This window comes from Cupriavidus sp. OTU4054, assembly GCF_038440175.1.
GTDB classification, from domain to species: Bacteria; Pseudomonadota; Gammaproteobacteria; order Burkholderiales; family Burkholderiaceae; genus Cupriavidus; species Cupriavidus pauculus_D.
Genome location: NZ_JASATF010000001.1, coordinates 480426 through 503015 on the forward strand (window position 1 = coordinate 480426; position 22590 = coordinate 503015).

The following is a 22590-nucleotide window of genomic DNA, read 5'->3' on the forward strand; positions in this document are numbered from 1 at the left end:
CTGCCAGATCAGTCGAGTGCCTTGTCGTTCGGGGTCTTGAACAGCGCCTTCATGTCTTCCGACAGCGGGAAGTCGAGGTTCAGGCCCTTCGGCGGCACGGCCGCCTGGAACCACTTGGTGTACATCGTCTTGATCTCGCCGTCCTTCATCAGGCCGGCAATCACGTTGTCCGACAGCTTCTTGAACGGCGCGTCGTCCTTGCGCAGCATGCAGCCATAGGCCTCACGCGACTGCGGCTTGCCGACGACGACCCAGTCGTTCACGTTGCGGGCCTTCGCGCGCTCGCCAAACAGCAGCGCATCGTCCATCATGAACGCCACGGCACGGCCGGACTCCAGCGTCAGGAACGACTGGCCATGGTCCTTCGTGCTGATGATGTTCATGCCCATCTGCTGCTCGTCGTTCATCTTGCGCAGCAGGCGCTCGGACGTCGTGCCGGCCGTCGTCACGACGTTCTTGCCCTTGAGGTCGGCCCAGTCCTTGATGCCGCTGCTCTTGTTCACCATCATGCGCGTGCCGATGATGAAGATGGTGTTCGTGAACGACACCTGCTTCTGGCGCTCGAGGTTGTTCGTGGTCGAACCGCACTCGATGTCGATCGTGCCGTTCTGCAGCAGCGTGATGCGGTTCTGCGCGGTGATCGGAATCTCCTTCACCTGCAGGTTCGGCAGCTTCAGTTGCTCCTTGATGGCCTCCACGATCTTCGTGTTGATATCGTAGGAATACCCCACCTGGCGCACGCCACCGAGGTTGTAGTTGAACGGAATCGAGGAATCCCGCACACCCAGCGTGATGACACCCGTATCTTTGATTTTTTGCAGCGTGCCCGTGAGCGGCTCGGCGGCTTGTGCTGCGCCGCTCAACATACCTGCCGCGACCATCAGGCTAGCCAGCTTGGCAAAACTCATTACGACTCCTTGACCTTGTTTGACCTCGTTGACCCCTCGTTGACCCAAGGGGAACACGATGTGCAGCAAGATCGATGCCTGCCGCGCGCACCGCAACGGGGCATCGCGCCAGCCGTGCCGCATGCGGCTTATTTGAGGCTTATCCGAGGCTTTCGGCATTCATGGGATACCATGTGGCTTGCGCAGCCGCGATCCGCCAAAGCGCGACGCCCTTCCCAATCATGCGAAAGCCGGCGCCACGCCCGTTTTCAGCCCGCTAGGTAAATGCCCGCTGAATGGACCACAACATCTCCCTCATCACCACGCTCGCTGCCGGTTTCGGTATTGCACTGATCCTTGGCTTTATCGCCGAGCGCCTCAAGGTTCCGGCTCTGGTCGGCTACCTCCTTGCCGGCATCATCATCGGCCCGGCCACGCCGGGCTTCGTTGCCGACGTCAACCTCGCTTCCCAGCTTTCCGAGATCGGCGTGATGCTGCTGATGTTCGGTGTGGGGCTGCATTTTTCATTGAGTGACCTGCTTGCGGTCAAGCGCATCGCCGTGCCCGGCGCCGTCGCGCAGATGACGCTGGCCACCGTGCTCGGCATGGGTATCGCCTGGTGGTGGGGCTGGAGCTGGGGGGCGGGGCTGATCTTCGGCCTGTCCCTGTCCTGCGCGAGCACCGTGGTACTGCTCAAGGCGCTGGAGACGCGCGGCGTGCTCGAGAGCATGAATGGCCGGATCGCCGTGGGCTGGCTCGTGGTGGAGGATCTGGCCACGGTGCTGGTGCTCGTGCTGCTGCCGCCGCTGGCCGGCGTGCTCGGCGGCGACATGGCCGGTGCCGCGGGCGCGGCCGGCACGCCCGGCGCGCATACCGCCGCGGCCGCGGCCGAAGCGGCCGGTGGCGACCTCTGGCTCACGATCGGCAAGACGCTGCTGCAGGTGGCCGCGTTCGTGGCCGTGATGCTCGTGGCCGGCCGCCGCATTCTGCCGTGGCTGCTGTGGCAGGTTTCGCGCACCGGTTCGCGGGAGCTGTTCACGCTGTCCGTCGTCGCGTCCGCCATCGGTATCGCCTATGGCGCGGCCGAGCTGTTCAGCGTGTCGTTCGCGCTGGGCGCGTTCTTCTCGGGCATGGTCATGCGCGAGTCCGAGTTCAGCCATCGCGCGGCCGAGGAATCGCTGCCGCTGCGCGATGCGTTCTCGGTGCTGTTCTTCGTGTCGGTCGGCATGCTGTTCGACCCGCATATCCTGATCGAGGAACCGATTCATGTGCTCGGCGTGGTGCTGATCATCATGTTCGGCAAGTCCATCGCGGCACTGGCCCTGGTGCTGGCCTTCCGTTATCCGCTCAATACGGCGCTGACGGTATCGGCCAGCCTGGCGCAGATCGGCGAGTTCTCGTTCATTCTGGCCGGGCTCGGGCTGTCGCTGAAGCTGCTCCCGCAGGAAGGCATGAGCCTCGTGCTGGCGGGCGCGCTGATCTCGATTGCGCTGAATCCGGTGCTGTTTGCGTGCATCGAGCCGCTACGCAAGTGGATACTCGAGAAATCGGAACTGGCGCGCCGGCTCGAACAGCGCGAGGATCCGTACGCCGAACTGCCGATGACGACCGAGCGCAAGTACCTCGAGGGTCAGGTGGTGCTGGTGGGCTACGGCCGCGTGGGCCGCCGGATCGCCGCGGCGCTGGAGTCGAACGGCGTGCCGTACGTGGTGGCCGAACAGAACCGCGAACTGGTGGAGAGCCTGCGCAAGCGCGGTATCGCCGCGGTGTCGGGCGATGCGGTGGATCCTGCCGTTCTCATTCAGGCGCATATCGCGAACGCGGCGCTGCTGGTGGTGGCCACGGCCAACCCGCTCGACGTGCGCCAGATGGCCAATATCGCGCGCGCGCTGAACCCGACGATCGAGATCGTGCTGCGCACGCATAGCGAGGAAGAGTCCGCGCTGCTCAACAAGGAAGGCGTGGGCAAGGTGTTCTTCGGCGAGGAAGAGCTTGCCAAGGGGATGTCGGGCCATGTGCTGGCCCGGTTTGCACCGAGGACGCACGCCGCCTGATCACGGGCGCCCCCCCTCTCGCGCTCTCGCCCTCTCCCCCCGGACCGGGGGGAGAGGCCCATCCTCCCTGGCCTCAGGCGATGGCCAACCGCGGCTGCCCCCAGCTCACCGCCCGCGTCTCGCCACGGTTCACCTCCCCGCCCTCGACCCGAAACGCCCCCACCGCCCCATCGAGCATCATCGCCTGCTCCTCCAGCGAGTGCGATGCCGCCGCGGCCTGCTCCACCAATGCCGCATTCTGCTGCGTCACGCCCTCCATCTGGTTGATCGCCTCGTTCACCTGCTCGATCCCGCGGCTCTGTTCGTCGGAGGCCGAGGCAATCTCGCCGATCAGGTCGTTCACCCGGCGGATCGCGCGCTTGACGTCGCTCATGGTCTGGCCCGCCTGCGTGGCCTGCACCGAGCCCTCGCGCACGGACGCGACCGAATCGTCGATCAGGCCCTTGATTTCCTTGGCCGCCGCCGAAGACCGCTGCGCCAGGCTGCGCACCTCCCCCGCCACCACCGCGAACCCACGACCCTGCTCGCCAGCGCGCGCGGCTTCCACCGCCGCGTTCAGCGCGAGAATATTGGTCTGGAAGGCAATACCTTCGATCAGCGCCGTGATCTCGGCGATCTTGGCCGAGCCGCCATGCAGGTCTTCCATCGTGTGCACGAGGCGATCGACCACCGTGACGCCCGCTTCCGCGACGTCATTGGCCTCCAGCGCCAGCGTGTTCGCCTCGCGCGCGTGGTCGGCGTTCTGGCGCACCGTGACCGTCAGTTCCGTCATGCTGGACGCCGTCTCTTCAAGCGAGGCCACCTGCTGCGCCGTGCGCCCCGACAGGTCCGCGTTGCCGCTGGCGATCTGGCGCGACGCCGTGCTCACCGCCGACGTGGACTGCTGCACCAGCGTCATGGCCTCCCGAATCCGCCCGAGCAGCTGATTGAACGCCGTGGCCGCGTGACCGATCTCGTCCATGCGCGCCACCGGCGCACGCACCGACAGATCGAGCGATTCGTTGACCTGCTCGATCGACGCGCGCATGCCTTCGAGCCCGCGCCGCACCACGCGGCACAGCAGCCCGCCGAACACGAATGCCGCAATCGCCGCGACGATGGAACCGCCCACGACGTTGGCCACCGCCCAGTGATAGGCCTCGGTGTTGTCGGCCACCTGCAGGCCGGCAATCTTCGTGTTGTAGTCGACGTGGTCGTTGATGGCCTGGCGCAGCTGCGCGGCGCCCTTGTCGAGCGCGCCGCCCGGCGACAGCACCTGCCGCGCGGCCTCGATATCGTTCGCGTTGGACGCCGCGTAGAACGGCACCAGCGCCGTGCGATACGCCTGCATGCCCGCGCGATCCGCCGCGAGCATCTTGCGGTCGTCCTCGTCCTTGATGTCGTTCTGCTCGTAGTCGCGCAGCGCGGCGTCGAAGCGCCCCACGGCGCCCTCGATCACCTTGTCCAGCTGCGCCTTGGCCTGCGGGTCCGACAGCACGAGGTGCCGGTAGCCGAAGACGCGCATATCCGCCACGGCGCCCTTGGCGGCGTCGAGGTCCTTGAAGCTGGGCAATACCTTCGACTGCAGGTACAGCAGCCGCTCCTGCGAGCGATGAATCTGCCAGAGCGCGCAGGCGTTGACGGCCGAGAGCACGAGGGCGATGAGGACGAGCGTCAGGACGATACGTTTGACGATGGTCATTGCAATGAAATCCTGGTTCTGTGTTGGAAGAGTCGACGCGACGCGCGGGTGTGCCCCCGCGCTGCCGTCACGCCGTTTGGAGCCGCGCTGCCACGCCGGTCTCGGCGCGCATCGGCACATTGGGAACAGGTGGGGATGCAGGTTGCACGGCCGGCTGCCGCAGCAGGTCGCCATGCTCGGCGCAGAAGGCCATGCCGGCGTCATGCCCGATCTCGAACAGCCGCCGCAGGTTGGAGCGCGACCAGTCGGTGACTTCGGGCCAGTGCTCGGGCGGAATGCCGCCCATCAGATCGACCTTGAGCAGATTGCGCCTGGGCTGCCCCGTGGCGGCGTCGACGTTGTGCTCGAGCTCGAACAGCCGCACGTCCTGCCGCGCGAGCGCGACCAGCGGCGTGATGATCGACTGCACCCACGCGTCGTAGAGCCCGCGCGGCTTGCGGATCAGCTTCTCGGAGCCGAGGATGTCGAAGATCACGAGCGTATCGAGGTCACGATGCAGCCCCGGCGTGTCGGCGCTGTCGGAGACCAGCGCGCCGAAGTTCACGGGCTGGATCGCCGCGCCCTCGATGTAGTCGCTCTCGCCGATGCGATACGGTGGATAGATAAACGGAAACGCGAACGCCGCGCGGATATGGTCGGGCGTGATGTCTTCCTTGCCCCAGATTTCCATGCGCGACTGCGTGACGTTGTACGCGTTGATATAGAAGTGCGTATTGCCCGCGCGCAGCGCGTCGAAGTCGATCGCTTCCTCGGCAAACGGCAGATGCGCGCACAGGCCGAGACTGTTCGGCGTGAGGCTGCTCGGCGACAGGCTCGCCAGCATCAGCCGCATCCAGTCCGCGTGCATGCCGTTGGGACTGTCGGTGCCGAACGCGTCGAAGAACGGACGCGTCCACGGCATCGCGGCGAGCCACTGCCGATAGACATCCGCCGTGTCGCCCGGCTTCATGAAGACTTTGTAGTTGACCGGAAAAACGCGGTAGATCTCGTCGGAGACGCCGGCTTCCATCCAGCGTTCCAGCGCGGCGCGCCGGTCGCCGCCGCGTGGCACCGTGTAGAGCAGACCCATGAGGGCCCCGGCGCCCGCAGTGGAGATGACATCGAACTCGATGCCGTTATCGAGGAATGCCGCTAGTGCACCGGCAATCAGAGTGGAATTCGGCGCACCGCCGCCAATCAACAACGCCTTTCTGGCCCCGCTGGATGCGGGACGCATTGCTGCATCGCTCATGTTTTCGGCCTCTTGTTGTGCAGGCTGCCCCGTCGGCTGCCCACCGTGCCGTCTCCTCCCTCCGCTGGCGCCCCGCTATGGCGCCCCGTCTTTTGGTGAATACCTTTCCATGGGTAACGGCACGAATCGCCTGCACCCACATCCATCCTTCGTGGGGTGTCTACTCCGTCACCTTTGGTGCGTGAACGCCCCACTGCCCCAGAGTGGTTCACCGCGCACCGGAATGGCCGGACGCTGGCGACAATGTAGCAACGTCAATACAATGCACGACTTCTTTCTTCTGCCCGCCGTCCCGCGTTTTCCCGATGGACCTCACCCAGCTGATCCTTCCCATGTTCGCCATTGTTCTCGCGGGCTGGGCGCTTGCGGCCATGGGCGTGATCTCCCCGCGCGTGGGCGAAGGACTTTCGGACTATGTGTTCGCGGTGGCGGTGCCCGCGCTTATCGTGCAGACGATGGCGCAGCCGAACGAAGGCGCGGCCATCCATGTTGGCTACTGGATCGCGTACTTCGGCGGTTGCGCGCTCGTGTGGGGACTGCTGACGGCGTTCATGCGCTGGCGCGGCATGTCCGAAGGTCAGGCTGCCGTCATTGGCGGCTTTGCCTCGAGCCAGTCGAATACCGTGTTCTTCGGCGTGCCGATTATCCTGGCGGTGTATGGGGATGCGGGCAAGGTGCCGCTATTCCTGCTGCTGGCCGTCCACCTGCCGATCATGATGACCGCGGCCACGGTGCTGATCGAACGCGGCGATGGCGGCACGATGCGCGCGCGGCTCGGGGGCGTGGCCAACCGGCTCGCGCGCAACCCGATCATCATCGCGCTCGTGCTGGGCGGGATTCTGCGCACGCTGCGTATTCCGCTGACCGGCACACCCGCCACGATCGTGAACGCGTTCGGCGTCACGGCATCGACGTGTGCCCTCTTCTCGCTCGGCATCTCGATGCAGCAATACCGCCTGCGCGACGGGCTCGGCGTGGCGGCGCTGATCACGTTCGGCAAGCTCGTGCTGCACCCGCTGTTCGTCTGGGTCATCGCCTTCCACGTGTTCGACATGCCGCCCGCCTACGCGGGCGTGGCCACGATGTTCGCGGCCATGCCGGTCGGCATCAATTCGTACCTGCTGGCATTGCGCTATCGCGCGGGCGAAGCCGCCGTATCGTCGGCGGTGGTGCTGTCCACGATCGTCTCGAGCGTGACGATCGCGGGGTGGATCAAGTGGTTGATGCGGGGGTGAGGGAAGCCTCGTCCACGCCCAATATCACGTCAACCGCCGCACGGCCGGCGATTCGACTACACCTTCTTCTTGCCCGCCACTTCATTTCGAACACGCGACTGCAGCGTACCGAAGGGTGCGGCCGGAAGTTGCGGCTTGGGTGGCTGTTTAGGTTTTTTGGCTTCGCGATTGCCGCGCAACTGACCCTTGGCCATAGCGGTACTCCTTAGTCATTGTTTGCCGACTGGCAGTCCGAGCATACGCGCATAAGGGTCGCGAAAGGGAAATATCTTCCCTGACGCCCGCGAAGGGCCGGAAGTCTTTTCGTCCGCTACCGTACCGATTCAACTATCGCCCACGATCACAATCGAGCCGGAATCAGAACGCTGCCGGCAGAAGCCGCTCGAACTCGGTCTTCACGACGGCATAGCACTCGCAGACGCGTGCCTCCAGCCCTGCGCGATCCAGAATCACGATATGTCCGTGGCTGTAGCGAATCAGCCCCGAAGCCTGTAGTTTCAAAGCGGCTTCTGTCACGCCAGATCGCCTTACTCCGAGCATGTTGGCAATGAGTTCCTGCGTCATCGCCAGATCGTCGGTGGCGAGCCGGTCGCGGCTCAGCAGCAGCCACCGGCAGAGTTGTTGATCAATGGAGTGATGTCGGTTGCAGACCGCCGTCTGTGCCATTTGAGTAATGAGCGCCTGCGTGTACCTCAGCAACAGCTGCTGCATGGCGCCCCCGTGCCGAAACTCCTGCTTCAGTTTCGCGGCACTCATGCGATAAGCAGGACCCGCGCTTTGCACGACGGCGCGGCTCGGCGTGGTCTCCCCGCCCATGAAGATGGCGATGCCAACGATGCCCTCGTTGCCCACGATCGCAATCTCGGCGGAAGCGCCATCCGCCAGTACGTACAGCAGGGAAATGATGGCATCGATAGGAAAGTACACCCACGGTAGCCTGTCCCCCGATTCATGGACGACGTGTCCCAGGGGCATGTGCACCAGCTCCAGGTGAGGAGCAATACGGCTCATGTCGGCAGTGGGCAGCATCGCGAGCAACCGATTGGAGATTGGATCAGGGGCGATCGTCATCACTTTTCTCCAGATCGTTGGCGTATGGCCGGGAGGGAGCGTGAAACCGGCGCCACCGACAGGCGTCGCCATCTTTTGCCAGACCCAGGAAGAACCATGAGAATCGCCCAGATCGCGCCCCTTGCAGAACGCTGCCCCCCCAGCCTATATGGCGGCACCGAACGGATCGTCTCTTATCTCACAGAGGAACTTGTGGCGCAAGGCCATGATGTCACGCTGTTTGCAAGCGGAGACTCGCTCACCAGGGCCGCGCTCGTATCGAGCTGTGACGTGGCGCTGCGCCTCGATGCAAAGATTCGAGACCCCTTGCCGTATTACGCCATGATGCTCGATGACGTCATGTCGCGCGCACACGACTTCGACGTGATGCACTTCCATATCGACATGCTGCACTACCCATTGCTGCAGCGGATGCCCTCAAAGGTCGTCACGACGCTTCACGGGCGACTCGACCTTGCAGATCTCCAACCGTTCTACAGACGATTTCCGCAGTTCCCCGTGGTGTCTGTGTCGGCCGCCCAGCGTCACCCGATGCCGCCCGTCAACTGGGCAGGCACGGTGCTCCATGGTCTGCCTGGAGACCTGCTCGAATACCATGCCGAGGCGTCGGGCGGCTATCTGGCATTCCTGGGGCGCATCTCGCCGGAAAAACGCCCCGACCATGCGATCAATATCGCAGCCCGCGCCGGACTGCCGTTGAAGATCGCGGCGAAAATCGACGAGGTCGACCGCGTGTATTGGGAAGGAACGATCAAGCCCATGCTGGACTCCAACCCCTGTTGCGAATACGTGGGCGAGATCGACGAGAACGAGAAGGCGGCGTTCCTCGGGAACGCCGTTGCGCTGCTATTCCCGATCGCGTGGCCAGAGCCTTTCGGCCTGGTCATGATAGAGGCGATGGCATGCGGCACCCCCGTGATTGCGTTCCGGTGTGGCTCGGTTTGCGAGGTCATCGAGCCCGGCGTCAGCGGCTTTATCGTCGAGACTGTCGATGATGCGGTGGCAGCGGTACATCAGCTCGGCCAGCTGCCGCGCGGTCGCGTGCGCGCCGCGTTCGATGCGCGCTTCACCGTGGGACGCATGGCACGCGATTACGTGCATATCTACCACAGCCTGGCTCTCCCCGCCGCGAGAAGCGTGCTGCGGGACGAGCCTGATGAACTCGAGCTCGCTTGAAGGGAGAGTTTATGCAGGTTGATTCGTTGCCCCATGGCGGCAATGCGACACTGGTCGCAGGTGCGCCTCGTGTGGCGCAGTTCTACATCCCTACGACGGCATCGCTTCAGGAGCGCCGGCCACGCACACTCAAGCATGGGGATACCTTCGGGCTTTTCGATCACAACGGCGACGCGATCGGCGCGGTGGGAAGTCCGGAGGGTCTCTACCACCTCGATACCCGCCATCTGTCGTTCCTGCGGCTGTCCATCGATGGCGCACGTCCCATGCTGCTATCTTCGACGCTGAGCGACGACAATTCCGCGCTGACTTGCGATCTGACAAATCCGGACCTCTCGGACGAAGACGGACGCCTCAGGCTGGAACGAGACCTGATTCACCTGCGCCGCACGCGTTTCCTGTGGAACGGCACTTGCTACGAGCGGCTCGCGGTACGCAACTTCGACGAACGCGCGCGCCACGTACGCATCGAGATCCACTTCGCCGCGGACTTCGCCGATCTGTTCGAAGTGCGAGGCACCCAACGCGCGCGGCGTGGAACAGATCACGACGCGGCGCTAGCGCCGGCGGCCGTCACGTTGTCGTACACGGGCCTGGACAATGTCTTGCGCAGCACTGCGCTTGGCTTCCACCCGACACCGGATGACCTGAAGAAAGACTGTGCAACGTTCGATCTGGTGCTCGATCCGTTGTCGTCGAAGCAATTGTTCGTCGAGGTCCGCTGCACTTCGCCGTCGGCGGATCCTGCGGGCCCCGTGACGTTTCTCTCGGCGCTGCGTAAGTCCCGGAGAGAGCTGCGACGGATGTCCAGGCGCGAAACCGCCATCAAGACGTCGAATGAATCGTTCAACGAGCTGACTCGCCGCAGCGTCTCAGACCTACATATGCTGAGGACGGAGACACCTCACGGCCCCTACCCTTATGCCGGGATCCCATGGTTCAGCACGGCATTCGGGCGAGACGCGATCATCACGGCCCTGCAGATGTTATGGCTGGATCCGCAGCTGGCGCGTGGCGTCCTGCAGTACCTGGCGGCAAAGCAGGCAACCACGATCGATGCGAGCGCCGACGCCGAGCCTGGAAAAATCCTCCACGAGACTCGCCATGGCGAGATGGCGCGACTGGGAGAGGTGCCATTCGGGCTCTATTACGGAAGCGTCGACGCCACGCCACTGTACGTCGTCCTCGCCGGCGCCTACCTCCAGCGCACCGGCGACATGGAAACCATCCGGGCGCTCTGGCCGAACATCCGTGCCGCTCTCGATTGGATCACCGATTTTGGCGATCGCGATGGCGATCTGTTCGTCGAGTACGGTCGACAGTCCTCGGAGGGGCTGATCAACCAGGGGTGGAAGGATAGTCGCGATTCCGTCTTCCATGCGGATGGACAGCTGGCGCCGGGACCCATCGCGCTGGTCGAAGTGCAGGCCTACACCTATGGCGCGTGGAACGCGGCGTCGCTTATCTGCTCGGCGCTTGGGGATACAGCGGGGGCGGCGACCCACGGCGCCAGGGCGGAGGCCCTGCGCGATGCGTTTGACGCCCGCTTCTACGATCAGGAGCTAGGGACGTATGTCCTGGCGCTGGACGGCGACAAGAAGCCTTGCAGAGTCCGGACTTCTAACGCAGGTCACGCGCTGTTCACGGGCATTGCCCGGCCAGAGCGCGCCCAATCGGTGATTGCGGCGTTGATGGATTGCAGGACATTCTGTGGATGGGGGGTGCGCACGGTCTCGTCCGAAGCGGCGCGCTTCAATCCGATGAGCTATCACAACGGATCCGTCTGGCCGCACGACAACGCCCTGATCGCGCAGGGCATGGCGCGCTATGGCCATCACGCGGAGGCCATTCGCATATTCGAGGGTCTGTATTCCGCATCGAACTACATCGATCAACGCCGGCTCCCCGAGTTGTTCTGCGGGTTCCCGCGTCGGCGCAGTCAAGGCCCGACATTCTACCCAGTTGCCTGTTCGCCGCAGGCATGGGCGGCCGCGGCACCGGTACTGCTGTTGCAGGCGTGCCTCGGTCTGGACTTCGATCCGTACGAACCCGCGATAACGTTCAATACGCCGACCTTGCCGTCGTTCCTCGATGAAGTGCTGCTAGACAACCTGACGGTCAGCGGGACAAGTGCGAACGTGGCGATCCGTCGCGTGGAGGGGCGCATCGTCGTCGACGTGATAGCGCGCCGCGGCGCAATCCAGGTGCGCACCCGAGCCTGAGCCCCCGAACGTCGGAGACGAGATCGCCCGCCCCGCCCCTCCAAAAAAAGAAGCCCGCCAAAAAGGAGCGGGCCCGGAGCGACTTATCGCAATGCTGTGCGCGCCGTCGCCGCGCACGGACGAAAATGTATGGGCTTGTGCGTAGGCCGGCTGTCGGCGTTCGTCTGATTCGTTCGATTCGTTTCGTTTGATTCGTCCGGTTCGTCCGATGCGCCATGCGACTCAGTGGCCCGCGCTCTGGCCGCCGTCCACGTGCAGGATCTCGCCCGTGATGAACGGGGCCGACTCCAGGAACAGGACCGCTTCCGCGATATCGCTCATTTCGCCCATATGGCCCACGGGGTGCAGCTTGCCCAGCGCCTCATGGGTTTCCGGTGCGTGCATCGGCGACTTGATGATGCCGGGAGACACGGCGTTCACGCGGATATTGCGCTTGGCGTATTCGATGGCCAGCGACTTGGTGGCCGAGTTGATGCCGCCCTTGGTCAGCGACGCGAGCACCGAGGGCACGCCATCCACCGCGTGGTCGGTCAGGCTGGTCGTGATGCTGACCACATGGCCCTTGCCCTGCTTCTCCATTTCGGCCACGGCCAGTTGCGTGATGTAGAAGAAGCCCGCGAGGTTCACGCCGACCTTCGTCGTGAAGTCCTCCTGCGTGTAGCGCGTGAACGGCTTGGCGATAAAGATGCCGGCGTTGTTGACCAGCGCGTCCACGCGGCCGAACTTTTCCACGGCGGCGGCCACGGCGCGGCGCGCGGTGTCCGGATCGGCGATGTCGCCCGCCACGGCGACGACGTCCTGATCGTCACCCTGCCGGATGCCGCGCGCGGTGGCGACCACGCGATAACCGCGTTGACGATATGCCTTCACCAGCTCTGCGCCGATGCCTTGCGATGCGCCGGTAATGATGGCGACCTTCTGGGTCGCTTGCGTGGATTGCGTGGATTGCGTTGTGCTCATGATGAACCTCTTCAATATTGGGATTGACCTTGGCGTCTTGCGCTTGCCAATCGAACCGTCGTGGTCGATGGCGTAAATCTAGGTCAGCCCCGGAGATTCATGAACGGCCTGCCTCCACAAACACTTGTGCGCGGCGGTAACAAATGCGGATTACGGTACCCACCAGAACCGCGTGATATGGAAGAACACGGGCGCCGCAAACACCACGGAATCGAGCCGGTCCAGCATGCCGCCGTGGCCCTGGATCATGTGCCCCCAGTCCTTGATGCCCCGGTCGCGCTTGATGGCCGACATCACGAGCCCGCCGAAGAACCCCATCAGCGCGATGACCAGCGCCACGGCCCCCGCCTTCAGCGGCGAACCGTAAGGCGTGATCCACCACAGCGACGCGCCCAGCGCCGTCGCGCTCAGCACGCCGCCGACAAACCCCTCGACGGTCTTGGAAGGCGACAGCGTCGGCGCGATCTTGCGCTTGCCGACGAGCTTCCCCCATACGTACTGCAGCACATCGCTGCCCTGCACCACGATCACGAGAAACGCGATCAACAGCAGGTTGCGCTCCTCGAAATCGGGAATCGGCAGCGTAAGCAATGCGGGCACGTGGGAGATGCAGAACACGCAGATCATCACCGCCCACTGCACGCCCGCGCATCGCTCCAGAAAGCGCGTGGTCTCCGAAGACACCGCGGCGAGAATCGGCAGGAACAGGAACGCATAGACCGGGATAAAGATCGAGAACAATCCATACCAGCCGATGTACACGAGCACGTACTGCGCGGGCAGAAAGAAGAAGAACGCCGCGACGATCGCGCGATGGTCGCCGCGCCGCGTGGTGGTGATCGTCACGAACTCGCGCAGCGCATAGAACGACAGCAGGCCGAACAGGATCACGATCGCGCCGCGTCCCATCGCGAACACCACGCCGAGAATGCCGATCATCCACCACCACGCGGAAACGCGCGACGCGAGGTTGTCGATCACGTTGTTGGGCTGGCCCTTCGCCACACGCCAGCGCAGGATCGACGTGACCAGCGACGCGAAAATCAGCACGCCGAACGCGCCGGCAAACAGCAATTGGGTCTCATGCATCATGTGCAGGCTCTGCATGGTGATCAGTCTTCCAGCTCGGGGGCGATCGACAGCAGCCCATTCCGGGCGCGCTCGAGAAATGCTTCCTTGGACTCGTCAGGGGCCAGCGTCAGCGGCGTGCCGAACGTCACCGTACAGAGCAGCGGCACCGGCACGATCTCGCCCTTCGGCATCACACGATTGAGGTTGTCGATCCAGACGGGCACGAACTCGACGGGCGCATCGACGGTATCGGCCGTGCAGCTGCGCGCGAGGTGGTAGATGCCGCTCTTGAACGGAAGCAGCCGCGCGTCCGTCGTGTTGCGCGTGCCCTCGGGGAAGATGATCAGCGACGATCCGGCGGCCAGCGCGTCCTTCATCTGCGAGACCGGATCCGCGACCGCACCGCCGGCCGCTCCACCCTGCCCGCCGGTCCGATCGATCAGTAGCGCATGGAACACGTCACGCCCGATGAATCGCCGGAGCGGCGACTTCAGCCAGTAATCGGCGCCCGCCACGGGCCGCGTAGAAGGCCGCAGATCGGGTGGCAGGCTGCCCCAGATCAGCACGAAATCGCCATGGCTGCTGTGGTTGGCAAAGTACACGCGCTGCGCGGCGGACGGGATGCAGCCGTTCCATCGCGCCTGCATACCGGTCAATAGCCGCGCAAAGCCGATGATCGCGCGCGCGACGAGTCTTGCTATCCAGTTCATGCGGTAAAGACGTCCAGGAGAAAAGAAGTCATGACAGCCGCGCGAACAGGATCAGCATCGCGGCCACCCATTGCCATGCGGCCAGCAGCGCCGCGTATTTGAGGAAGCGGCTCGCGCCGCGCACACGATCGGCCAGCGGACGCGGCGGCAGCTTGCTCGCGTCGCTGGCGGAGATCCACCCGAGCGCGACCATCGCGGCATCCAGCGAACGCAGATCGCCCTCGCCCTGCATATGCGCCAGTGCCGCGAACAGGCCCCGATCGATCTCGATGCGGATAAGCAGGACCAGCTGCGTCAGTGCGGCGAGTCCGCACAACGCGCCGATCCATAGCCACTGCGATCCGGCCGACAGCATGATGCCGGCCAGCAGCACATCGGCAAACGCAAGCACGAGGCCCACCACATTGAGCCGCGCGGCCGCGCGCAGCGAAGCGTTGGCCGCATGCACGAGCCAGCGCGCGTCGAGGGGCGGCAGGGTAGCGTCGTCACTGTGCGGCATGCGATGGCTCCACGAACTGCTCCACAAACGTTGTCAGCGCCGCCACGCTGGCGGGCCCCAGCACCACATGCGGCCGCGCCGCGCGCAGCGCGGCAAGCGCCTGCTCCGCCGTGCATCGCCGATGCACGGCCAGCCAGCATGCCACCACGAGCGCGCTGCGCGAATACCCGAGCGCGCAGGTGACCAGCACGGTCCGCCCCTCGCGATGCCATGCCTCGATCTGCCGCACGGCGCGCTGCAACTGCGCCTGCGACGGCACCGTCAGGTCCAGCACGGGCACGCAGCAATACGCATCGCTCTCCACTCGCCGCGGAAACTCGGCGGTCAGGTCCAGCAGCGCATCGGCATCCGCCTGCCGCATCTCGGCTTCGCCAGGCAGGCGGCCGATCCACACGCCATCCGCCACGTGATCGACCGCCGCATGCCCGCGCGTCCACCAGCGCGAATTGAGAAACGCGCCCGCCAGATACGGGGCGAGCATCCACCAGGCCGCCATCGGCAACGCGCCGTCGTCGCCCTTGCCAAAGCCTTCCGCGCGACCCATGCGATAGATCCATGCCACGCACAGCAACGCTAGCGCGACCCAGACGAGTACGAGCCATGCGGTCACGGAGACCTGCAAGGCGGCCAGCGACAGCAGCAGCACCACGCCGGCGCCGATGCCATAACGCAAGGCCAGCGCGCGCGCCCGCGGATCGATGCCCGACGGCTCGACGCCCACCGCCAGCCCCGTGGCTTCCGCGGGCACGACCGCGCGCGCGAGCGGAAACGCGAACACGCAGAGCCATCCCACGAGCCAGCCCGTCGGCAGGTCGATCAGGTGATGCTGGTAGGTCGTCAGCACCGACACGCCGATCAGCGCGAACCAGCCATGCAACAGCCACCGCCAGCGGCCGGACAGATGCAATGCATAGGCGACCCACAGCACGACCAGCAGGCTGATATGGAGCGACGGCGCCTGATTGAACGGCTTGTCGAACCCGCCGAGCAGCGTGAACAGCTGGCCCGCCCATCCATCGGCGGGCGGACGATCGAACGCAAACCGCAGCGGGAACGCGACAAAGCACACGACCGACACGACCTGCGCCATCAGCAGGCGCTTCACGTGCGTGAGCAACCCTTCGCGCGTCCGCCACAGGAAGAACGAGAGACCGTACAGCAGATCGATCGACCAGTACGGCAGGATGGTCCACGGCACGAACGGGATATACCGCTCCCAGTCGTAGTGGAAGTACGGCACGTTCGCGCGCTGGCTTGCGAGCCAGTTGGCGGCGTTATAGGTGCCGAAGAAGAGCACCGCCATGCCGGCCAGCAGCGTAATGGCCAGCCCCCACGGGCGGCGTGCCGGTATTGCGCTGGCGACGACGCTTGCCATCACGCCACCCGCCGCGCGAGGCTCACGGTAAAGATGCCCCAGGGATCGATCCGCTGCGCGACTTTTTCGAACCCCGCTTCCCGCACGAGTTCGTCCATCTCCGCCTGCGAGCGGCGCCGCATGACCCATGCCGACCCCGCGCGATGGCTGGTCAGCGCGCGCGCGATGAATTCCAGCTGCGGATGCCACGGCTGCCCCGTGTAGACGAGGTACCCGCCGGGCCGCACCGCGCGAGACAGACCGCCGAGCGAGCGCGCCACCATCTCGTTGTCGCCGAACAGCTCGTACAACCCGGAGACGATGGCCAGCGTGGGCGCGGGATCCAGCGCGGCCAGACTCTCGGCATCGAACGCATCGCCGCGCACGAAGCGCGCCATATGCCCGAGCCCTTTCGCGCGGATCAGCGCGCTGCCCTGCTCGACATTGAGCTCGCTGTAGTCGCGCAGCAGGATGCTCTCCACGGCGGCGCCATTGAGCGCCCCGAGCCGCTGCTGCTGCGAAGCGAGCGCCTCCAGCACATAGCGGCCATGGCCCGCCGCGATATCGACGATCCGCGCCGGTGTGCCGGACGCATGCAATCGCGCGATCGCCTCGCCGATCAGTTCCTCGACGTGCACCTTGCGCTGCCGGATACCGCGCCAGCCGATCGCATCGAGGTAATTGCGATCCATCACCTTGCCAATGCCGAATCGCCCCGCCGCCTCGTTGCGATACACGTAATCGAGCGTCGATCCCGAATCGAATCCGGTCTCGTGGCCCAGCCGCACGCCGCGCGACAAGGTGCCGCCGAAGCGCAGGCCCGCGCGCGTGACCGCCCAGTACAGACCTGCCGGGCTCATCGGCGCCAGCGGTTGCGCGAGGCGATCGGATTCGTTGCGGAAGGGCCCTTCCCGATCGGCATGACGCAGCGATACGCGCGCGGACGGCGCCTCGCACTCCTGCACGATAAACCGCCGCGCCGCGCTCACGGCCTTTGCGCGATCGCGCTCGCCCAGCGTGTCGTGATAGAAGCCGTCGAGCACGATCTTCTCCTTGACGCGCGCGCCCAGGCGATCGAAGAACGCATCCTGCGGGCCGCGATGGACTACCCAGTCCGCGCCCGAGATCAGCAGTTGCGTCGGCACCGTGATGGCCGCGGCATCCGCCACGATGCGCTCGGCCGCGTCGTACAGGTCGAGCAGGATGTTCACGGCGATCGGCCGCGTGATCAGCGGATCGGTGTCGTAGCTCGCGATGCGTTCGGGATCGTGCGTGAGGAACTTCGCCTTGACGTAGCTGTTGACGAAGAACTTGCCGCGCAGCTTGTGCATCAGCCTGAGCCCCGGCCGCGCGAACGGCACATAGAGCTTGACCTTGAACGCCGGCGACGCCAGCACCAGTGCGCGCAGCGGCGGTGCGTAGTCGTGGACCCATGTGGACGCCAGCACCGCCCCCACGCTCTGCGCGACCACGGCCATCTCCGCGACGGCAATCCCGTAGGTGGCGCCGATATGATCGACAAAGGTCTGGATATCGCGCACCGATGTGGCCAGGCTCGGGCTGTAGCCGCGCTCCCCGGGCGACCGGCCATGCCCGCGCGCGTCCCACGCAAAGAATGCGTGCCCCGGCAGATCGAACTCGTCCACGAGGTGCGCGACGCGCCCGGAGTGTTCATGGCCGCGATGGAACAGCAGGACCGCGCGCTTCGGCAAGGCGTCATCGACCGCCGGCCAGTATCGGTAGAACAAGGTCTGGCCGTCGTGCGTCTGGAACTGCGATTCGATCGGGGTTCGCGGGGTTCGCGGGATAGAAGCCACGGCACTCACTCCTCGGTGGACGGCGTGCTGCGCGATGATGCGGCGCGCGCTGCGGTAGCTTCCTGCACGCCACGCTGCACGCGCCGTACGATGGTGGCGATGGAGAGCAGGCACAGCACGCCCCAGATCCAGCCGCCATAGTGACCGGGGCCGAAGCCGAGGCCCAGCCAGAGCCCGAGCGCGCCGAGCACGAACGCGCGGTCGCTCTTGCCGAGCGGGCCGTCGTAGCGGCGGCTGGCGCCGACCATCGGCCCGATAAGTCCCGCGCACTCGACCATCACGGCGAGCACGGCGAACGGCAGGACGCCGGTACCGAACGGCAGTACGAATGGAATCACGAGCGCGAGGTCGGAGACGATATCGCCAAGCTCGTTGAGGTAGGCGCCGAGCACACTCTGCTGGTTGTGCTCGCGGGCCAGCATGCCGTCGATGGCATTGAGGGCCATGCGCACGAACAGCCAGACCGGCATCAGCAGGAATATCCCCGGCAGCCAGATCAGCGCGCCCACGAGGCCGCCCACGACGATCGACCCCACCATGGCCGCGAGGGTCACCTGATTGGCGGTAACGCCGCGCGCGGCCAGCTTTTGAACGAGCGGCCGTAGCCGCGCCTGGAATTTCGGTTTGATCTGGTAGAGCGTCATCTTGGCTTGTGTGTTCTTGTTCCCGATGCGTGCCGCCGACCTGCTGCCGGCGATCATACTGCGTTCGCCCGCCGCGATTGTCTCCCATAAGCGACATTCAGGGAACCGTTTGGCGTTGACATCACCGGATCGAACCCATAGACAGGTGTCAGCCGCCGGCAGGACGGCCGCCGGAAATCTGGGGTAACCGTCCACTCGTCTACAATGACGCGCATCGGCACACTGCGGGCAACCTACTGACCTATGACCAAGCAACTCGTACGCGTGGAATCGGGCGTACCCGGACTGGACACCATCCTGTGCGGCGGCCTGGTCCAGGGGGCGTCCTACATCGTGCAGGGCAGTCCCGGCGCCGGCAAGACCATCCTTGCCAGCCAGTTCGCGTTCCGTCAGGTGCGCGGCGGTGGGCGAGTCCTCTACGCGACGCTACTTGCCGAGTCTCACGACCGCCTCTTCCAGGCGCTCTCGACGTTCGACTTCTACGACCCATCGATCGTCGGCCAGGACATCTTCTACATCAGCCTGTTCAAGGTCCTGCGCGACGAAGGCCTGCCCGCGCTCGTCAATGCGCTGCGCGCCGAACTCGCGCGCCAGCGCTGTACCACGCTGGTCCTCGACGGCCTGCTGATCGCAAAAGATCGCGCGGAGACCGCGCTCGACGTCAAGACGTTCGTCGCCGAACTGCAGAGCCATGCCGCGTTCACGGGCTGCACGGTGCTGTTCCTGACCAGCGCGCGCGTCGATGACGTGAGCCCCGAGCACACGATGGTCGATGGCGTGCTGCAGCTCAAGGAAGAACTGGTCGGCATCCGCACCGTGCGGCTCATTCGCGTGTCCAAGTCGCGCGGCAGCGCGGCGCTGGGCGGCTATCACCAGTACCGCATCTCCAATCAGGGCATCGACGTCTATCCGCGCCTGGAGGCACAGCACGGCAGGCCGTCCGAGGACGAGGTGGTCGTGCACGCGCGCGCCGCGAGCGGCGTCGATGGCTTCGAGGCCATTACCGGCGGCGGCATTACCGCTGCATCGGTCTCCCTGCTGCTGGGGCCCGCCGGCAGCGGCAAGACCACGTTCGGCCTCAACTTCCTGCACCAGGCCACGCCGGAGGCGCCCGCGCTGTATTTCGGCTTCTACGAATCGCCGAAGCGGCTGCGCGCGAAGGCGCAGGCCCTGGGCATCCCGCTGGAGCCGCTGGAACGGTCGGGCGCGCTGCATATCGACTGGCATCCGCTCACGGAGAACCTGCTGGACTCGCTCGGCCATCAATTGCTCAATACCGTGCGCGCGAAGGGTATCCGCAGGCTGTTCGTCGATGGCATTACCGGCTTCGAGCGCGCGGCGGTGCACCCTGCCCGGCTCGTCGAGTTCTACACCGCGCTCTCCAACGAGCTGCGCACCCTCGGCGTGACGGCCATCGGCACGCTGGAGACGCGCGACATCCCGGGCGTGACCGGATTCCACACGCTGCCCGAGTATTCGAGCCTGATGGACAACCTCGTGTCGCTGCGGCACGCCGTGATCAACGGCGAACTGCGACGGTTCATCAGCATCGTCAAGATGCGCGACAGCGCGTTCGACAATGGACTGCACGAAGTGCAGATCGGCCAGGGTGGCCTGCAGGTACGCAGTCGCATGACGATCACGTCCGACGCGTTCGGCGGACAGCAGGCAACCTTTGAATCCGGCCAGCAACTTTCCGCGCGGATCTGATCCATGGCAACCGTAGTCGTCATCGACGACGAAACGATGAATGCCGATGCGCTGGCGTTCATGCTCTCCACCGAGGGCGTGCGCGTGGTGACGGCCGCCGACGGTGCGGAGGGGCTGCGCGTGATTGCCGCGGAGTCCCCCGACGTCGTCGTGACCGATTTCATGATGCCGGTCATGACGGGGCTCGAGCTCGCCCGCGCGTTACGCACGGAGCCGCAGTACGCGGCCTATGCCCATCTGCCGCTGATTCTGCTGACCGCCGCGCAGGCCGATATCGGCCGCAGCCATCCCGAACTGTTCGATGCGGTGCTCGAGAAGCCTTGCCCGCCCACCGACGTCATTGCCACCGTGCTCGAATGGATCTGCAAGCGTGGCGGCCCCAGCGGGGACGGTGGCAATACCGGCGGCAACAACGGCGGCAATAGCGACGCACCATGATCGTCCCCGCCGGCGGCGCCAATGCGATCCAGCCGATGGAACTCGGGTTCTTCTCGTCGCTGGTCGCGGCGGGCAGCCTGAGCGCCGCGGCGCGTGACCTCGGCGTGTCCACCGCGGCCGTCAGCAAGCGGCTCTCGCAAATGGAAGCGCGGCTCGGCATGCCGCTGGTCGTCCGCACCACGCGGCGCATGAGCCTGACGCCCGAGGGCGAAGTCCTCCTCGAACATGCGCGGCGCATCCTTGCCGATATCGACGACCTCCAGCAACTGCTGTCGAACGCCGCGGGACGGCCCAGCGGCCTGCTGCGCGTGAACGCGACGCTCGGTTTCGGCCGCATGCATCTGGCGCCCGTCATCGCCGAGTACAGCCGCATGTACCCCGACGTCGATGTACAGCTGCAGCTGTCGGCCGACCCGCCGCCCTTGTCGGAAGACGCATTCGATGTCTGCGTGCGTTTCGGCGAACCGCCCGATGCGCGCATCATCGCGCGCAAGCTTGCCCCGAACCGCCGCCTGCTGTGCGCCGCCCCGAAGTACCTGCGCGAGCATGGCGAACCGCTGACGCCCACCGATCTGCTGCGTCACAACTGCATCGGCATCCGCCAGGGCAGCGATGCGTATGGCGTGTGGCGACTGACGCCGCTCAAGGGGGCCAAGTCGCGCACGGAAACCATCCACGTGCGGGGCAACCTGACCACCAACGATGGCGAGATTGCCGTGACGTGGGCGCTCGGCGGGCTCGGCATCGTCATGCGCGCGGAATGGGATATCGAACGCTATCTGCGCAGCGGCCGCCTCGTGCAGGTATTGCCGCAGTACGCGACGCCGGAAGCCGATATCTACGCCGTGTATCCGCACCGGCACCGGCTGTCGTCACGCATCCGGCTGTTCGTGGATTTTCTTGCGACGCGGTTTGCGAAGCTGGGCCACTAGCGCGCCCTCCGCTTCCAGCCAGCTACGGAACGTCGAGATCAGCGGATCGCCCTCGCGCGCCTCCGGCACGTAAGTGCAATAGCTGCGCGACGGCAGCCGCGGCCCCGCGAACGGCATCACCAGCCGCCCCGCCTCCAGATCGCTGGCCACCAGCGCGGAAGGCGCCACCGCCACGCCCACACCGTCGATTGCCGCCTGGATCGTCAGATAGAAATGGTCCAGCGTCATCGACGAGGCGGGCCGCAGCGCGGGCAATCCGGCCTTGGCCAGCCAATCGGGCCACAACCGCGGCAGGCTCGTCGTATGCAGCAGCGTATGCCGCTCGAGATCCGCGGGCGCGCGCAGACGTCCACGCTGCTTCAGCGCGGGGCTGCAAACGGGAACCCGTTCCTCGGTCAGGAACGGCCGCATGACATACCCGTAGAACGTGTCGGGCCCACCCCGCACGATCAGATCGTACTCGCCCGTCAGGCTCTCGACGGGTTCGTTCGACGTATCCATCGTGATCTCGACATCGGCATGCGCGGCCCGAAACGCCGCGAGCCGCGGCACCAGCCAGCGCAGCGCGAACGTGGCCGACGCGTTGATCGTCAACCCGCGCGGCGCGGCGCGCGGCAACCCATACCGCGACGTCGATTGCGCAAGGTGCGCGAACAGCGGCCCGATATCGTCGAGATACGCGCGCGCGGCCGCGGTGAGGGCGACGCCGCGATGCTGCCGCTCGAACAATGGCGCGCCGAGCCATTCCTCGAGGGTACGCACCTGCTGGCTCACGGCGCCCTGCGTCACATGCAGTTCGGCCGCCGCCTCCTTGAAACTGCCGAGACGGCCCGCGGCCTCGAAAGCGCGCAGGGCATTGAGCGGCGGCAGCAATGGCTTCATCGGTTTAGCTTTTCTA

At 65.5% G+C, this 22590-nt stretch carries 20 protein-coding genes; 7 read left to right on the plus strand and 13 right to left on the minus strand.

Annotation, left to right across the window (positions count from 1 at the left end):
* Positions 1-8: 8 nt before the first annotated feature.
* On the minus strand, positions 9-908 hold the full coding sequence (locus AAHB16_RS02440) for a glutamate/aspartate ABC transporter substrate-binding protein (RefSeq protein WP_150372148.1): 900 nt from the start codon (positions 906-908) through the stop codon (positions 9-11).
* Between the two features lie 275 nt (positions 909-1183).
* Here AAHB16_RS02440 and ybaL point away from each other — a divergent pair, with 275 nt between their 5' ends.
* Entirely contained in the window at positions 1184-2941 is a 1758-nt protein-coding gene (gene ybaL / locus AAHB16_RS02445) for a YbaL family putative K(+) efflux transporter (protein WP_150372149.1), read from the plus strand.
* Between the two features lie 73 nt (positions 2942-3014).
* Here ybaL and AAHB16_RS02450 read toward each other — a convergent pair whose 3' ends face one another.
* Positions 3015-4622, minus strand: coding sequence for a methyl-accepting chemotaxis protein (locus tag AAHB16_RS02450; RefSeq protein WP_342049972.1), 1608 nt, complete (start codon positions 4620-4622; stop codon positions 3015-3017).
* Positions 4623-4689: 67 nt separating this feature from the next.
* Positions 4690-5853 carry a patatin-like phospholipase family protein gene (locus AAHB16_RS02455; protein ID WP_342049973.1) on the minus strand — a complete coding sequence of 388 codons (1164 nt, stop codon included), beginning with the start codon at positions 5851-5853 and terminating at the stop codon, positions 4690-4692.
* Between the two features lie 305 nt (positions 5854-6158).
* Here AAHB16_RS02455 and AAHB16_RS02460 point away from each other — a divergent pair, with 305 nt between their 5' ends.
* The gene (locus AAHB16_RS02460) at positions 6159-7088 is read left to right on the plus strand and encodes an AEC family transporter (RefSeq protein ID WP_342049974.1); all 930 of its coding nucleotides are present in this window, start codon (positions 6159-6161) and stop codon (positions 7086-7088) included.
* Positions 7089-7144: 56 nt separating this feature from the next.
* Here AAHB16_RS02460 and AAHB16_RS02465 read toward each other — a convergent pair whose 3' ends face one another.
* Together AAHB16_RS02465 and AAHB16_RS02470 are read right to left on the minus strand one after the other, a co-directional pair.
* Positions 7145-7282: a hypothetical protein gene (locus AAHB16_RS02465; RefSeq protein ID WP_191002114.1), complete on the minus strand. Its 138-nt coding sequence runs from the start codon at positions 7280-7282 to the stop codon at positions 7145-7147.
* A 163-nt stretch (positions 7283-7445) separates the two neighbouring features.
* The gene (locus AAHB16_RS02470; protein ID WP_342049975.1) at positions 7446-8159 is read right to left on the minus strand and encodes a Crp/Fnr family transcriptional regulator; all 714 of its coding nucleotides are present in this window, start codon (positions 8157-8159) and stop codon (positions 7446-7448) included.
* A gap of 96 nt (positions 8160-8255) precedes the next feature.
* Here AAHB16_RS02470 and AAHB16_RS02475 point away from each other — a divergent pair, with 96 nt between their 5' ends.
* Together AAHB16_RS02475 and AAHB16_RS02480 are read left to right on the plus strand one after the other, a co-directional pair.
* Complete coding sequence (locus tag AAHB16_RS02475; RefSeq protein ID WP_342049976.1) at positions 8256-9335, plus strand: glycosyltransferase family 4 protein; 1080 nt, start codon at positions 8256-8258, stop codon at positions 9333-9335.
* Positions 9336-9346: 11 nt separating this feature from the next.
* Entirely contained in the window at positions 9347-11557 is a 2211-nt protein-coding gene (locus tag AAHB16_RS02480) for an amylo-alpha-1,6-glucosidase (RefSeq protein ID WP_342049977.1), read from the plus strand.
* A gap of 222 nt (positions 11558-11779) precedes the next feature.
* On the opposite strand, the gene AAHB16_RS02485 is transcribed toward AAHB16_RS02480, so the two are convergent.
* From AAHB16_RS02485 to AAHB16_RS02515, 7 genes are all read right to left on the minus strand, one after another.
* Positions 11780-12517: an SDR family NAD(P)-dependent oxidoreductase gene (locus AAHB16_RS02485; protein WP_342049978.1), complete on the minus strand. Its 738-nt coding sequence runs from the start codon at positions 12515-12517 to the stop codon at positions 11780-11782.
* Between the two features lie 150 nt (positions 12518-12667).
* Positions 12668-13624: a phosphatidate cytidylyltransferase gene (locus tag AAHB16_RS02490; protein ID WP_150372156.1), complete on the minus strand. Its 957-nt coding sequence runs from the start codon at positions 13622-13624 to the stop codon at positions 12668-12670.
* A gap of 5 nt (positions 13625-13629) precedes the next feature.
* Complete coding sequence (locus AAHB16_RS02495) at positions 13630-14298, minus strand: lysophospholipid acyltransferase family protein (protein WP_150372157.1); 669 nt, start codon at positions 14296-14298, stop codon at positions 13630-13632.
* Between the two features lie 28 nt (positions 14299-14326).
* On the minus strand, positions 14327-14797 hold the full coding sequence (locus AAHB16_RS02500) for a hypothetical protein (RefSeq protein WP_223851276.1): 471 nt from the start codon (positions 14795-14797) through the stop codon (positions 14327-14329).
* Positions 14784-16172 (minus strand): phosphatase PAP2/dual specificity phosphatase family protein, encoded by a 1389-nt coding sequence (locus AAHB16_RS02505; RefSeq protein ID WP_150372158.1) that lies wholly within the window; start codon positions 16170-16172, stop codon positions 14784-14786. Before AAHB16_RS02505 ends, AAHB16_RS02500 begins: the two co-directional genes overlap by 14 nt.
* Positions 16172-17968, minus strand: a complete 1797-nt coding sequence (locus tag AAHB16_RS02510) for a bifunctional alpha/beta hydrolase/class I SAM-dependent methyltransferase (RefSeq protein ID WP_342049979.1) — start codon at positions 17966-17968, stop codon at positions 16172-16174. Before AAHB16_RS02510 ends, AAHB16_RS02505 begins: the two co-directional genes overlap by 1 nt.
* A gap of 5 nt (positions 17969-17973) precedes the next feature.
* Entirely contained in the window at positions 17974-18612 is a 639-nt protein-coding gene (locus AAHB16_RS02515; protein WP_342049980.1) for a CDP-alcohol phosphatidyltransferase family protein, read from the minus strand.
* Positions 18613-18855: 243 nt separating this feature from the next.
* On the opposite strand from AAHB16_RS02515, the gene AAHB16_RS02520 reads away from it, so the two are divergent.
* The 3 genes from AAHB16_RS02520 to AAHB16_RS02530 are packed head-to-tail and all read left to right on the plus strand — an operon-like array spanning position 18856 to position 21692.
* On the plus strand, positions 18856-20322 hold the full coding sequence (locus AAHB16_RS02520) for an ATPase domain-containing protein (protein ID WP_150372160.1): 1467 nt from the start codon (positions 18856-18858) through the stop codon (positions 20320-20322).
* A 3-nt stretch (positions 20323-20325) separates the two neighbouring features.
* A complete protein-coding gene (locus tag AAHB16_RS02525; RefSeq protein ID WP_342049981.1) occupies positions 20326-20760 on the plus strand; it encodes a response regulator in 435 nt (144 codons plus the stop codon).
* Positions 20757-21692 (plus strand): LysR family transcriptional regulator, encoded by a 936-nt coding sequence (locus tag AAHB16_RS02530; RefSeq protein WP_150372162.1) that lies wholly within the window; start codon positions 20757-20759, stop codon positions 21690-21692. The genes AAHB16_RS02525 and AAHB16_RS02530 overlap by 4 nt, the downstream gene beginning before the upstream one ends.
* Here the strand turns inward: AAHB16_RS02530 and gcvA are convergent.
* Positions 21633-22574: a transcriptional regulator GcvA gene (gene gcvA / locus AAHB16_RS02535; protein ID WP_150372163.1), complete on the minus strand. Its 942-nt coding sequence runs from the start codon at positions 22572-22574 to the stop codon at positions 21633-21635. The genes AAHB16_RS02530 and gcvA overlap by 60 nt on opposite strands.
* Positions 22575-22590 lie beyond the last annotated feature (16 nt).